Below are 12,469 nucleotides of genomic sequence, written 5' to 3' on the forward strand. Positions count from 1 at the left end.
AGCACCAACGATGCGCGGACTCGCAGAGTCCACGCTACAGTCCGGCCAGCACCCGCTCAATCTCAGCAAACAACGGCCGCGCCGCCACATCTGCCTGCCCGCAGCGCCGCTGCAAGTCCCAAAGCACCGCCACTGCCGCCGGAGCTTTGTCGGCCTCGTCGCAATGGGTCAGCAACTCTTCCAGCAGGCAGCCGAAGGCGCGTACTTCCAGCCGCTGCAAGGCCTGGGCAGTGGCCGCAGCCTCGGGATTGAAGAAGCTGGCGGCCCCAAAATCACCCAATAGCGCGTTGCCTTCGCGGGTAGTCAGGATGTTGTGGGCGTATAAATCGCCGTGCAGAATGCCCTGCGCGTGCAAATGATTGGCGGCGGCGGCAATGCCTGAAGCAATAGCCAAAGCCGTTTCGAGGCTGAACGAGGTGCCGCGCCGGTACACGTCGCGGGTGCAGGTGGCCAGGCTGGGCGGGCCGGCCAGGTTGCCGAAGGCTTCGTCAATCAGTTCCAGCACCAGACCTTCGGCGCCGGCGGGGTGGCCGGCCACGCGACCCAGCACGGCAATCAGGTTGGGGTGCGCGCCGGCTTTGATGGTGGCCAGCATCTCGCAGTGGGGCAGGCCGTCGCTGGTCACGGCGCCTTTGAAGAGCTTCACGGCTACCTCGGTGTCCTCCACATTGGGCTGCTCCCACAGGGCACGGTAAATCACCCCAGAAGCTCCCTCGCCCAGCTGCTGCTCGATGGTCAGTTTGTCCCAGGCAATGCCGCCGATGAGGTGTAGCTTTTCCGCCGCCGCCTCAGCCACCGCGCCGAAGGGGTTGCCCGCGTAGGCCAGCCATGCCAGGCGCGGCAGGGCCAGCAGCCACTGCGGCAGCTCCGTGAGCCGGTTGGCGGCAATGCGCAGCAGCTCCAGCTTGGTGCATTGGACCAGGGTTTCGGGCAGCTCGCGCAGCTGGTTGCCGGCGAGCATCAGCTTCTGTAGGTGCTGGCAGTGGCCGATTTCGGCCGGCAATGCTTCCAGCTGGTTATCGGTGAGGATGAGCCAGCGCAGCGCGGGTGTGAGGGCCGCCGCCGGCAGCGTCCGTATCTGGTTGGCCTTGAAGCCGACCATTTGCAGCGTGGCGCACTGGCCCAGCACGGCGGGCACTTCGGTAAACTGGTTATCGGAGCAAAACAGCACCCGCAGCTTGTGCAGCCGGCCCAGGTCATCGGGCAGCGCGGAGAGGGCGTTGCCGGTCAGATTGAGGACTTCGAGGGTATCGGCCAGGGCGAAGATTTCGCGGGGAAATTCGGTCAGGCCTTCGGCTAAATCTAAGCGCTTGAGGCCGTGAAGCTGGCCAGCGCGCAATTGGGCAAGGGTGTGCATGGGCGCAAAGGTCGGCGTAGCGCGGACTTTGAACGACAAAAAAGAACGTCATGCAGAGCGCAGCGAAGCATCTTGCCCGCCGCCACTAACCCAATCGAAAAGGTCTACTGGTGGCGGGCAAGATGCTTCGCTGCGCTCTGCATGACGTGCTATCAACGCCTAAAAAGCTTTCCTAATAGCTCTCCTTCCGGAAGCCCCAGCTCCGCAATTCGGCCTCGAACGTGTCCGGGAAATTGGCCTTCAGCGCGTACACCACAGCTTGCAGCACCCGGCGCAGCTCCAGCTTCGCTACGTCTTTCTTGCTGACGGACTTGCTCACCTGGCCGGCCAGGCCGCCGGTCTGGTCTAGCAGGGTTTTGTACTCATCGAAGCGGGTTTGCCAGAAGGCCGTGCCGTAGTCGCGCTTGGCGAAGGGCGCGGCGGCCACGCTGGGCAGCAGCATATCGCGCAGGGCCACGAGGCGCTCGTCACGGTCGCGGCTCAGGGCGAAGCTGCCGTTGTTGCGCGCCACCAGCCCGAAGCTGGGCAAACGGGCATCCGTTTTGGCCTTGCTGTAGCCGCTGTCCTCGTCAATGTATTTTTTCAGAATGCGCAGGCCCTCATCAAACTGGTCATCGAGTTCCTGTAAGCGCTGGCTTTGCGGGGTGCGGGCCGTCGCCGCGCTCCGCTTTTCGGTTATGCCGCTGCTAAAATCGGCCACGAGCTTGGCGAAATCGGCCTGCGTTTTCCAGCGCAACACAAACCAGGGTTCCTTGCCCCAAGCTTCGGCCGCGAGCCGGCCCACCTCAGCCAGCGGGCCGTCTTTTTTGGGGATGAGGAGTTTGGGGTTCACCACCGCGTCGGCGGTAGAAGTGGGGGTAGAAGCACCGGCCGGAACGGGCGTGGTAGATTGGTCTGCCATGAGGTAAACAAGTAAGAATGAGGGTTGGAAAGCGCCGCAGAATTACGGCCTGTCTAAGGTGCGCAGAAATATTGACGGGGCAAAATTTCCCGCTCCGGCCCTGAGCGTGGGCGGCAATTGGCGGGGCGCGCCGCCCCGGTCTTCGACCGAAGCGCCGGATGGCCCGGCGGCCCGCCGGTGTCCTTGTCACCTGGTTCCAACGGCTCCGGCGGGGGCTTGTCGCCGCGTGCTGAATGTTCCGACGGCCCGCCGGAGCTTCCGGCACCTTGAGTTGGAAGCCCCGGCGGAATTTGGCCGGGTGGACCGCCCGCCTATCTTCGTCCCACGCGTAGTTAGTCCCCGGCCAGCGCTTGCCCCTAAAAAGGCGAACCCCCGGCTACTGGAATAGCCGAGGGTTCATGAAGCGGGGTTTATAGGGAACCCTTACTTCTTATCCAAATGAAAAGGACAGGGCGTTGCAGATGTGCAACAGCATAAACAGCTACAACGGCTTGAACGAATAGAGGAAGCGGGCTACTTCTGTTTTATTATAGGTAGCCCCCGTGCCGGATACGGCAAGCGTAATCGCCATGCCGCGGTGATAAAAGGTGCGCATATAGGCAAAATCACCCTGTTCATTCCGCCACACTATTTCTTGGCAAGTCAGCTTGAGCGGGGCTAATTCAGGGGGGGTAACCAAGCGGGCATATACAATATTGCCATTGTTGCCATACAACTCATCACAGATGCGGTCTGCCCGTTTTACGCTGGATGAGAGAGTTGCTTGCAAACTGACCGGTGTTGCACTATAGGACCCAAAAGTCACCACGTACCATACATTCGCTTTAGCGCTGGCTGGCAGCTCAACTTCATCTATAACGGCTTCGACCCATTCTCCCAACGCATTGCGTTGACGTAGGGGGCCACGCGTGGTCGGGCGAGCTGGGAAGACTACTGAATAGAGACCCGGATGCGTTGACTGCGTGTAATTTAGCTGGGTAGGCATTTGCGCGCTAATTGAAGCTATGCAGCATATAAGCACTGCCGCAGAGCGATAATTCTTTTGGCGTAAAGATGTATACATACAAAAAGTTGTTTATGGATTTCTCTTCTATCGACGTCTACTTTCACACCTCCACCACTTCCCCCGTCCCGAAATAATAAATAACCCCGCGCACCTCCGTGTATCCTAATTGCTCGAATAGCGTGGCATAATTCCGCAGCAGCCGCTTATGTTTCTCCTGCGGCGGGGGCAGGCGGAAATCGAGCAGCGTGACGCGGCCGCCCAGGCGGTGGTGCTCTTCGAGGGAGGGTTCGAGCACCACGCGGTCGGGCTTATAGTCGCGCAGCTTCACGCCTCCCACCAGTATTTCGCGCTCCGTTTCCACGCTCAGGTGCGGGGCGAAGTAGGGGGCCAGGCGCGGGTCGCTCACCAGCTGTTCCAGGCTTTCGACCAGCTGGGGCCGCTCGCGGGCGCTCAGGATGCCCTCGGCCACAAGCTGGCTGGCCACCCGGCCCACATCGCCGGCCGTGAGCAGGCGGCGCAGGGCAAAGTGCAGCTTGCGATTCCACTCGCCCTGGGCCTTTTGCTCGTCAAAATCGAAGAGCGTGGTGGCGTGGCGGCGCAATTTGAGGCGCTCTTCCCATGGCGCGGCGGCGAGATTGGTTAATTCGTAGCTGTTAGCTGTTAGTTGTTTGTTGTCAGGTTTTTTGGCGGCTGGCGTGCCTTTCGAAACCACGAAAGACACCTGTTCCTCCTGCCACTGGCCGCGGCTTTGGAGGTAGCCGTGGAGCAAATCGGCCACGGTGCGGGCCGCCGCGGCGGGCGCGGCGGCTTCCAGTTCATCGGTTTTGGTGGTTTTCTTCTCCTCCGGCCGCTTGCTGATGACGTAGAGGCGGTGGCGCGGCCGGGTGAAGGCCACGTACAGCGTGTTCAGCCCTTCGAGGAAGGTTTTCTCGCGCTCCTCGTCGTATTGCCCGCCCAATACCGTCTGCTGAATGCCCTTGCTCAGGCTCACCACCGCCACGTCGGGCATCAGTTCGATGGGCTTCTGGCCGGCCTCCAAATGCCCCCACAGTAGGGTGCCCCGGTGCGGCTCCAGGCTCCAGTCGGCAAAGGGCACAATCACCACCCCATACGCCAGGCCCTTGGCCTTGTGCACCGTGGTGATGGTAATAGCGGCCCGCCCACCCGGCGCGTTGATGCTGATGCGCCCCTTGCGCTCCTCCCAGTGCGTGAGGAAATTGCCCAGGTTGTTGCCAAATTTCAGGCTGTATTCCAGCGTCAAATCGAGGAAGCGGAACAGGTACTCGCTCTCCCCGTTGCGCCCCAGCAGCCCGAACAGATTCAGCAGCCGCTCGGCCAGCTCGTAGAGGCCCAGGTTGCCGGTTTCGTGTTCCTGCACGTCATAGCCTAGTGCCCGTAGCTCATCGAAAAAGGACGTGCCGCCCGCCGCGTTGGCCACCGTGGCAATGTGACGGGCGCGTTCCGGCGTGGGCGCCAGCCCGCGCACCACTTTGTCCACCAGCAACAGGGCCTCGGCCCGCGCCAGCGTATCGGCCGGCTGGTGCAGCACCCGCAGAATGCTCACCAGCAAGTTCACCACCTCCGCAAATTCCAGCGCCAGTGAGTCGGCCGAAATAATGGCGTACCCCCGCTCTTTCAGGAATTTGGCAATGATTTTACTGGCGTAGCGCGTGCGGCACAGCACCGAAATATCCTGCAACTCATAGCCGTCGCGCAGGGCCTGCTCCACGAGCTGCAACGTGAGGTAGCAGGTGCTTTCGTCGTAGCCCAGCAGCGCCTCGGGCGCGTGGCCGGGGAGGGCATCGGCGGTGTAGGTGCCGGTTGCAGGGTCGAAAATCAGCGCGGGCGCATCTTTTTGGGTGAATAATAACTCTACATGCCCCTGTTGGTCGGCCTGCTGCGATTCGGGCACCTGCTGCCCAAAATGCGCGTCATAAATCCCCGTCACCAGCCCCAGTGCCTCGTGCCGGTCACTCACTGCCTTAAAAAAGGAGTTGTTAAAGTCTATAATCTCTCGCGCCGAGCGGTAATTCACCTGCAGAGCCTTAGGCTCTAATTTGCCGCGAAACGACTCGTAGCGTCCCCGCAGCAGCTCACGCATCTCCGGCTCCCGGGCCCGCGCCGCCAGCGCCTCTGTGTTGCCCTGGTGCAGCCGCAGAATCTGCTCCATCTCGCCTCCACGCCAGCGATAAATTGCCTGCTTGGCATCGCCCACCGCCAGACTGGAGTGCCCATTAGCCAGCGTATTCTCCACTAGCGGCAGCAAATTATTCCATTGCAGAACGGACGTATCCTGAAACTCGTCAATCAGAATATGCTCGTATTTCTCACCCAGCCGCTCGTACAAAAACGGCACCGGCTCAGTGAGCACAATACTGGCAATTCTCCGGTTGAATTCCGAGATTAGAACCACGTTTCGCTCGCGGCTAATTTGCTCAACAATCTTATTTAATTCACTCAATAACGAAGCGTGAAATAAATACGGCTGCATCGCCGCCAACAATACATAATTAGGCAAAAAGTCGGCGCGTAATTTATCCAGCGTCGCCACCAATTGGCTCAGCGGTTCCTTCACCGCATTCACCCGTTCTTTATCAGCCGCCGTCTTGATTTTGCCGCTGTACCATTTGTCATCGGCCAAGGTGGCGCGTACGTAGCTGTTCGGCCCGGCCTCAGGGGCCAGCAAATCCACGCCCTTCTGCACGTACCCAAAAATACCGCGCTTGCCCTGGAAAAAGTCGGCTTCCGTGGCGCCTGCGGCGTCCAGTACCGCCAGCGCCACCTCCCGCGTCTGCCCAAACGCCGCCTCAATTTCCGCTCGCCGCGCCCGGATTTCCTTGTCCAGCCGCCGGAAATCGGCCAGACTTAGCTTGTCGAGCTGCGCAACCGCCTCCTGCACCGTCTCGTTAAACAGCACCCGCCCGAAGCCCGCCAGCTCCTCCGGCAGCCGGCTCCAGCTTTTGCCCTCGTCGGCCTGCCCCAGCGCATATTCCGCCAGCGTCTGCGAGAGCAGCTTGCTATTAGGGTCGCGGTTGACCTTGTCGAGCAGCGCAGCCACGGCGCTTTGCAGCACTGCATCGGTGTCCAGCTCAACCTCAAACGTGGCCGGCAAGCCCAGTTCCCGGGTAAACGCCGTCACAATCCGCTGCACAAACGAGTCAATCGTGCTGACCCCAAAATCGGCGTAGTGGTACAGCACCAGCCGGAACGTCTCCGCCGCCCGCCGCTTCACCTCCGTCTCGGGTAGCTTCAGTTCCGCCGCAATATCGGCCAGCAGTGCATCCGTTTTTCCCGCCGCCGGGTAGGCAAAATTCCGCAGCGCATCCACAATGCGGTGCTTCATTTCCCCCGCCGCATCGTTGGTAAACGTAATGGCCAGCACCCGCTTGAAATACGCCGGGTCATCGGCCCCCAGCGCCAGCAGCAGGTATTCTTTCGTTAATTGGTACGTCTTCCCCGAGCCGGCCGAAGAGGAATAGATGCGGAAGGAGGGAGGCATATATATTTATTTAAAGAAAATCTGTAATGAATGGCTTAGCGGACAAAATGAAAATTTTGAGTATAGTTATTTCGATAATTGTGACAGTTCTTGTTTTTTGGATAAGTACGCGTGAGAAGGTGCTTCCGTGTGAAGTGTACAAAAAAAACTTTCTTGAAAAACAGACGAATTTAATTGTCACAGACAAAGGCCGAGCAGGAGGAGAAATTCTCTTAGAAGGATTAAATCCAGAGACTCACATGAAAGTCACGTATTATGACGAAGATGCATTTTACCTGCCTCTTAAGGACTCTCTTGAAATAGGTGATACATTAATTAAAGCGAGAGGAGTAACATTCTTTATTATAAGGAAAAAGCATTCTACTCTCAAGATTGATTATCCTTGCGATGGTACAAGAGGGTTTACACTAATAGATAAATAAATACGTTAATCGTTGACAAGCCAGCTCACCATCTCCGCCGTCACGCGCACCGGTCGGCCGCTCTTGGGGTCGAGTAGCACCCAAGTTGTTTCCGCCTCGCACAGCAGCACGCCATCGGCGGCGCGGGTGAGGCGGGTGTAGCGCAGTGACGTGGCCCCACTAGTTTCGCCCACCCAGGTGGTGGCCCGCAGCATCTCGCCTGCGAAAGCCGATTGCAGGTAGCGAATCCGGTGCTCGCGCACCACCCAGATAATCTGGTCACGCAGCTCAGCCGGGCAGATGCTCAGCCAGTGCGCGCCGGCCACCTCCTGCACCCAGCGCACATATTCCACGTTATTGGCGTGGCCCAGCGCATCAATGGCACTTTCTGGAACCTGAAATTCGTGCGAAAAAGCGTGGGCGGGCGCGGTGGGCATACTGTATAGTAGGAGGGGAAGAAAGCAAAGGTCGGTACTGATTGAAAAAAAAGTCTATCGACTTGGTGATTTGGAATTTCTGCCTATCTTTGACGCAACCTAAGAAACCAAGCCACGGTGGCCCAAAAGCTTAGGGAAACTCCACAACCAACCACCATGCCCACCGGAACGGTAAAATTCTTTAATGAGACCAAAGGCTTTGGTTTCATCAAAAACGACGAAACTGGCGATGACATTTTCGTACACATCAGCGACCTGCAAGTAAGCTCGATTCGCGAAAATGACAAAGTTCAGTTCGAAGTAGCTCAGGGCAAAAAAGGCCCGAACGCTGTGAAAGTGACGCTGGTTTAGTCCTGTCCTAACTTTGTTCTTGATAAGAAAGCCCGCCTTCCGGCGGGCTTTTTTTATGCCCGTTGGAATGGCCAATATTTCCTATAAAGTCATGCTGAGCGCAGCCGAAGCATCTCGCGTGCCATAGTAATCCAATCATAAGGCAAAAATTAGTGGTGGCACACGAGATGCTTCGGCTGCGCTCAGCATGACGTTTTGAAAGGTTCTGAAATTGATTTTACCTATTGTCTAGCTTTTCCCAAATAAAAATCCTACCTTTGCACCCGCATTTGAGGACGGCCCAAGTCCGCGCACGCCCGAGAGAGGCGCTAACGCATTGGCCGCGTAGTTTTTTGGTTGTTTTTTCCCACCTGATTGTGACAAGGTAGAAGGAGGGGAAACGTCGCTGAGTACGGCTGTTTTCAGAGCTATGTCTCTTTTCCCCTTATCAACTCCAATCATGGAAGCTGAAAAAATTGTGGTTCGCTTTGACGAACTGAACCTCTCCGAGGAAGTACAACGCGCCATCACCGAGATGGGCTACGAGGAAGCTTCGGCCATTCAGGCCGCTGCCATTCCCGTGCTGCTCGCCGGCAAAGACGTTATCGGCCAGGCCCAGACGGGTACTGGCAAAACCGCTGCCTTCTCCATTCCCGCCATCGACAATATCGATACCGAGAGCAAGGACGTGCAGGTATTGGTGCTCTGCCCCACCCGCGAACTCGCGGTGCAGGTTTCGGGCGAAATCCAGAAGCTGGGCAAGTATAAGCGCGGCCTGATGGTGGTGCCCATCTACGGTGGCAGCCCCTACGACCGTCAGCTCCGCGCCCTGGAGCGTGGCGTGCAGATTGTGATTGGCACGCCCGGCCGCGTAATGGACCACATCGAGCGCGGCACCCTGCGCCTCGACAAAACCACGAAAATCATCCTCGACGAAGCCGACGAAATGCTCGACATGGGCTTCCGCGAGGACATCGAGTACGTGCTCAGCAAGATGCCCGAAGACCGCCAGACGGTGTTCTTCTCGGCCACGATGAGCAAGCCCATCATGGAACTCACCAAGAAATATCAGCGCGACCCGCAGATTGTGAAGGTGAACCATAAGACGATGACGGTTACCAACATCGAGCAGAGCTATTACGAGGTGCGCGGCCCCCAGAAAAAGGACGTGCTGACCCGTTTGCTCGACATGTACAACCTGAAGTCGACCATCGTTTTCGCCAATACCAAGCGTATGGTGGACGAAATCGTGGCCGACCTGCAAGCCAAAGGTTACTTCGCCGAAGGCTTGCACGGCGACATGGGCCAGCAGCAGCGCCAGAACACGCTCGATAAATTCCGCAAATCGACGCTGGAAGTGCTGGTAGCTACCGACGTAGCAGCCCGCGGCATCGACGTCGACAATGTGGAAGCGGTAGTTAACTACGACCTGCCCGCCGACGAAGAATACTACGTACACCGCATCGGTCGCACGGGCCGCGCTGGTAAGTCGGGCAAGGCGTTCACGTTTGTGAGCGGCCGCGACATCTACAAGCTGCGCGACATCATGCGCTTCACCAAGGCCGACATCAAATTGGCCCAAGTGCCGTCGTTCGCCGATGTGTCGGAGGTGAAAACCACGCTGTTCCTAAACCAAATCAAGGAAATCATCGAGAAGGGCAACCTGGAGAAATACGTGGGCCGCGTGCAGCGCCTGCTCGACCAGGGCGACGAAATCACCTCGCTCGACATCGCGGCAGCACTGCTGAAGATGACGATGAAGGAGGACAAGAGCGCGCAGCAAAGCCTCGACGCCAGCAAGGCGGCCGGCCAGGCTCGTCCCGGCTACACCCGCCTGTTCGTGACCATGGGTAAGAAAGACCGGATTCACCCCCGCGACATCGTGGACCTGATTTCGGAATCGAGCAACCTGACGGGCGCCAAAGTGGGCGACATCGCTCTCTACGACAAGTTCAGCTTCGTGGAAGTACCCTCGGAGTTTGCCAATGAGATTGTAGAGAAACTGGGCCGCACTAGCATCCAGGGCACGCCGGTTAGCTTCAGCATTGCTACACCAGTGCAGGATGCGGCTGCGAAAGAAGAAGGCTTCAACCGCACGGGCGGTGGTGGCCCCGGCAGCTTCGGCGGCGACCGCGAGCGTCGTCCCTTCAACGGCGGCGAGCGTCGCGAGGGCGGCTACGGTGGCGGCTACAAAGGCAACCGCGGTGGCGGCAGCTTCGGCGGCGAGCGCCGCGAAGGCGGCTACGGTGGCGGCTACAAAGGCAACCGCGATGGTGGCAGCTATGGCAACCGCCCTAGCTACGGCGACCGTCGCGAAGGCGGCACGGGCAAGTCGGGCTACGGCAACCGCCCCAGCTATGGCAACAAGCCGAGCTACGGTACGCCTCGTGAGTACGATACGCGCCCCACGCCTCGTGCTCCCCGCAATGAGAACTTTGACGAATAAGAATCGCAGATTTTAACGGATAAGTACGGATTCGGTCGTGTTATTACAATCCGGCCGATACTTATCAGTTGAGCGGTTTGGTCATTATATATTTATTGCTTGTTGATGATAATTAGCAAGGTTATTTATTTAAGTTAGTGCTATAAAAAAGGCCCCTCGATTAATCGAGGGGCCTTTTTTGATTTTGAAGGCTACAGAAATAAGCGGACTGAGCAATAGAAACTGTTTCTATTCGTCAAATCCGGTAAAATCTGTGGTCTTTATTTCGACGAATCGCGCAGGGCTTTGATTCTGTCGTGGCCTTCAACCACTCCTTGGTACTGCTTTTCGATAACTGCTTTCAGGGCCGAGGGCAGGCCTTCGGCTTTCAGCGCGGTCTGGTAAGCTTTCTTGGCGTAGTCTTCGCCACGCTCGCACTCGGCGAGGATGCTGTGACGGTCTTTGCCGGTTACGGCCGATTTCAAGTCAATCCAAGTGCGGTGAAGGGCACCAGTAATAGAACCTTTGGCACCTTCGTCGGTGTCGGGCTTGAGGTCCAGCTTAAACATCTGGTCCTCAATTTCATTGAGGTAGCTGGAGCGCTGGGCGGCGAAATGCTTAAAAGTATCCTTCAGGTCGGCGTCCTGGACGTCGACCATGGCTTCGGCATAGCCTTTCTGGCCATCTTTGAGGGTTTCAACCAGTTCGTTGAGCAGGGCTTGGGTGGCTTTGGCTTCCATGAGGAAAGAGTATTTTGAGGTGAAAGATTATGCCTCGTTTACTGCTGAGCCGCGTGGAAGGTTACACTGCCGCCGCCAACGGTTCGGCCATCGCGCGTCCGGCCAGGAAGCCAGTAGTCCAGGCAGCCTGGAAATTGAAGCCGCCGGTGATGCCGTCGATATCGAGCACTTCGCCGGCAAAATAGAGGCCGGGCACGCGGCGGCTCTGCATGGTTTTGAGGTCAACTTCATCAAGGGTGACTCCGCCGCAGGTTACAAATTCCTCTTTGTAAGTGGTTTTGCCGCGCACAGCCAGCGGCATTCGGAGCAGCAGTTCAAGCAGACGGTTCTGGGCTTTGGCGGGTAGGTCGCTCCAACGCGTTTCGGTGGCGATACCGGCCTGCTCGGTCAGGTTGCGCCACAGGCGTTGCGGCAGACCGAACTGGGGGTTACTGGCCACTGTTTTCTTGCCATTGTCCTGCCGGAACTGCTGCAGCCAGGGGCGCAGGGTTTCTTCGGTAAAAGTTGGTGCCCAGTTGATAAGGGCAGTGCCTACGTAGCCCAGCTCGCTGAGGCGGCGGGCGCCCCAAGCGGAGAGTTTCAGCACAGCTGGGCCGCTCACGCCCCAGTGCGTAACCAGCAGCGGGCCTTCATATTGCAGCTTTTCACCGGCCAGCACCACGCGGGCCTGGGGCACGCTCACACCCATGAGCTCACTCAGGGGCGAGTTGGGCACGTTGAAGGTGAAGAGGGAAGGCACTGGCTCGGCAATGGAGTGGCCAAGGGCGCGCAGCCAGTCATAATTAGCCGATTTGGGATTACCGCCAGTGGCGATGAGCAGTCGCGAAACCTGCAATGACGAGCCCAGCTGCGCGCTGCCCGAACCACTGATTTTTAGATTAAAGCCACCTTCGGACAAAGGCTGAATTTCATCAACACTAGCGTTGGTGATGATGCGGACGCCGGCCCGACGGGCGGCTTCTTCCAGCGCTTGGGCAATGGTTTCGCTCGAATCGGTGGTGGGAAACATGCGACCGTCGGCCTCTGTTTTCAGCGTTACGCCGCGTTTGGCAAACCAGGCAATGGTTTCGGCCACGCCGAATTGCTGAAAAGCGGCTTTGAGCTGTTTGCTGCCGCGCGGGTAGTGGGCTACCAGTTGCGCCGGTGTGTCGCAGGCGTGCGTCACGTTGCAACGCCCACCGCCCGACACGCGCACTTTAGCGAGAAGCTTGCCCGTCTTTTCCAGCAAAATGACGGGGATGTTGGGGTTGGCTTCGGCGCAGGCAATGGCACCAAAAAAACCAGCCGCCCCGCCGCCGAGGACGGCCACGAGGGGGGGAGCTACAGCAGATTTCACAGGACAAAGGTACAGTAGCCGCCTGCCACTAGGTTGG

At 58.3% G+C, this 12,469-nt stretch carries 10 protein-coding genes; 3 read left to right on the forward strand and 7 right to left on the reverse strand.

Annotation, left to right across the window (positions count from 1 at the left end; genetic code table 11):
- Window positions 1-34 precede the first annotated feature (34 nt).
- From ACYU7Q_RS02245 to ACYU7Q_RS02260, 4 genes are all read right to left on the reverse strand, one after another.
- A complete protein-coding gene (locus tag ACYU7Q_RS02245) occupies window positions 35-1,357 on the reverse strand; it encodes a leucine-rich repeat-containing protein kinase family protein (RefSeq protein ID WP_460607807.1) in 1,323 nt (440 codons plus the stop codon).
- A gap of 172 nt (window positions 1,358-1,529) precedes the next feature.
- Window positions 1,530-2,258, reverse strand: a complete 729-nt coding sequence (locus ACYU7Q_RS02250; RefSeq protein ID WP_460607808.1) for a hypothetical protein — start codon at window positions 2,256-2,258, stop codon at window positions 1,530-1,532.
- Window positions 2,259-2,739: 481 nt separating this feature from the next.
- Window positions 2,740-3,321 (reverse strand): hypothetical protein, encoded by a 582-nt coding sequence (locus tag ACYU7Q_RS02255; protein WP_460607809.1) that lies wholly within the window; start codon window positions 3,319-3,321, stop codon window positions 2,740-2,742.
- Window positions 3,322-3,364: 43 nt separating this feature from the next.
- Window positions 3,365-6,763 carry a UvrD-helicase domain-containing protein gene (locus ACYU7Q_RS02260; protein WP_460607810.1) on the reverse strand — a complete coding sequence of 1,133 codons (3,399 nt, stop codon included), beginning with the start codon at window positions 6,761-6,763 and terminating at the stop codon, window positions 3,365-3,367.
- An 80-nt stretch (window positions 6,764-6,843) separates the two neighbouring features.
- Here ACYU7Q_RS02260 and ACYU7Q_RS02265 point away from each other — a divergent pair, with 80 nt between their 5' ends.
- Window positions 6,844-7,185, forward strand: a complete 342-nt coding sequence (locus ACYU7Q_RS02265) for a hypothetical protein (RefSeq protein ID WP_460607811.1) — start codon at window positions 6,844-6,846, stop codon at window positions 7,183-7,185.
- Window positions 7,186-7,190: 5 nt separating this feature from the next.
- Here ACYU7Q_RS02265 and ACYU7Q_RS02270 read toward each other — a convergent pair whose 3' ends face one another.
- Window positions 7,191-7,601: an acyl-CoA thioesterase gene (locus ACYU7Q_RS02270; protein ID WP_460607812.1), complete on the reverse strand. Its 411-nt coding sequence runs from the start codon at window positions 7,599-7,601 to the stop codon at window positions 7,191-7,193.
- A 156-nt stretch (window positions 7,602-7,757) separates the two neighbouring features.
- Between ACYU7Q_RS02270 and ACYU7Q_RS02275 the strand changes: the two genes are divergently transcribed.
- On the forward strand, window positions 7,758-7,952 hold the full coding sequence (locus ACYU7Q_RS02275; protein ID WP_168673032.1) for a cold-shock protein: 195 nt from the start codon (window positions 7,758-7,760) through the stop codon (window positions 7,950-7,952).
- Window positions 7,953-8,391: 439 nt separating this feature from the next.
- Window positions 8,392-10,377, forward strand: coding sequence for a DEAD/DEAH box helicase (locus ACYU7Q_RS02280; RefSeq protein ID WP_460607813.1), 1,986 nt, complete (start codon window positions 8,392-8,394; stop codon window positions 10,375-10,377).
- Window positions 10,378-10,637: 260 nt separating this feature from the next.
- Here ACYU7Q_RS02280 and ACYU7Q_RS02285 read toward each other — a convergent pair whose 3' ends face one another.
- Entirely contained in the window at window positions 10,638-11,096 is a 459-nt protein-coding gene (locus tag ACYU7Q_RS02285) for a ferritin family protein (RefSeq protein WP_460607814.1), read from the reverse strand.
- 61 nt (window positions 11,097-11,157) lie between these two features.
- Window positions 11,158-12,432, reverse strand: a complete 1,275-nt coding sequence (locus ACYU7Q_RS02290) for a BaiN/RdsA family NAD(P)/FAD-dependent oxidoreductase (RefSeq protein WP_460607815.1) — start codon at window positions 12,430-12,432, stop codon at window positions 11,158-11,160.
- Between the last annotated feature and the right edge of the window lie 37 nt (window positions 12,433-12,469).

It is taken from the genome of Hymenobacter terrigena (assembly GCF_054776515.1).